The sequence below is a fragment of the Rhodovulum sp. 12E13 genome (genome assembly GCF_003340565.1).
Classification (GTDB): Bacteria; Pseudomonadota; Alphaproteobacteria; order Rhodobacterales; family Rhodobacteraceae; genus HLUCCA09.
The window spans coordinates 1-900 of record NZ_QPLK01000114.1; the positions used below are offsets into that span (position 1 = coordinate 1).

1 protein-coding gene is annotated in these 900 nt (G+C 71.2%); it reads right to left on the minus strand.

The window, feature by feature from the left end; all coding sequences use genetic code 11:
- Positions 1 to 60: 60 nt before the first annotated feature.
- On the minus strand, positions 61 to 900 hold an 840-nt coding region (locus DLJ49_RS21330; protein ID WP_147277401.1), incomplete at its 5' end, for a LysR family transcriptional regulator.

A 900-nucleotide genomic window follows, 5' to 3' on the forward strand; every position in this document is an offset into this window, starting at 1 on the left:
CGAACGGCAGCCAGGGCCGAAGACGATGAAGCGATGAACCGCATTCACGTTGTTCGATCATCAGGGCTCGGGCCTGAGCCTGTCAGACACCGAGTCGGCCAGGAACTCCCAGACGCGCTTGACGCGGGGCGTCTTGTGCATCGCCTCGTGGGCGGCGAGCCAGAGCGGCAGGGGCGGGAGCTCCGGCTGGACATCGAGGCGCTGAACCTCTGGTTCGGCGTCCCCGATGACGGTCTGCATGCCGCCCACGCCGCAGCCGGCGCAGACGAGCTGCCAGTACACGGCCTGATCGTCGCATCGCACGCCGAAGAACCCCTTGTCGACGTCGAGGCCCCAGCCCCGGACCAGCCGCAGGACCATGTCCGACCGGTCGAACCCGACGAACGGAAGGCGCGTCAGCCCGTCGAGATCGGCCGGTTGCCCGAAGCGCGCCAGCAGACCGCCCGAGGCATAGAGCGCCATCGGGCTGTCGCCGATCTTGCGGGTGACGATGTCGAGCTGCGTCGGCCGGAACATGCGGATCGCGATGTCGGCCTCGCGGAAGAGCAGGTTTTCGGTCGTGTCGGACGGCACGATCTCGACCTCGATTCCCGGCTCGGCCTCCCGCAGCTCCGCGACGATCGGGGGCAGCAGGTAGTGCGAGACGACAACGCTCGCGGTGATCCGCACCGTGCCGGAGACGGCCATGTCGCGGCCCGCGGCGAGCATCTCGAGCCGCGCGGAGGCCGCGGCCATCTCGCGGGCGGGGCCGAGGAGCGAGCGGCCGATGTCCGTCAGCTGCAGCCCCCCGGGCACGCGGACGAACAGAGTGGCCCCGAGCGCCGCCTCGGCGGCCCTGACGTGGCGCCCCAGCGTCGGCTGGCTCTGGCCGAGGGCGCGCGCCGCGGCACTGAGCGAGCC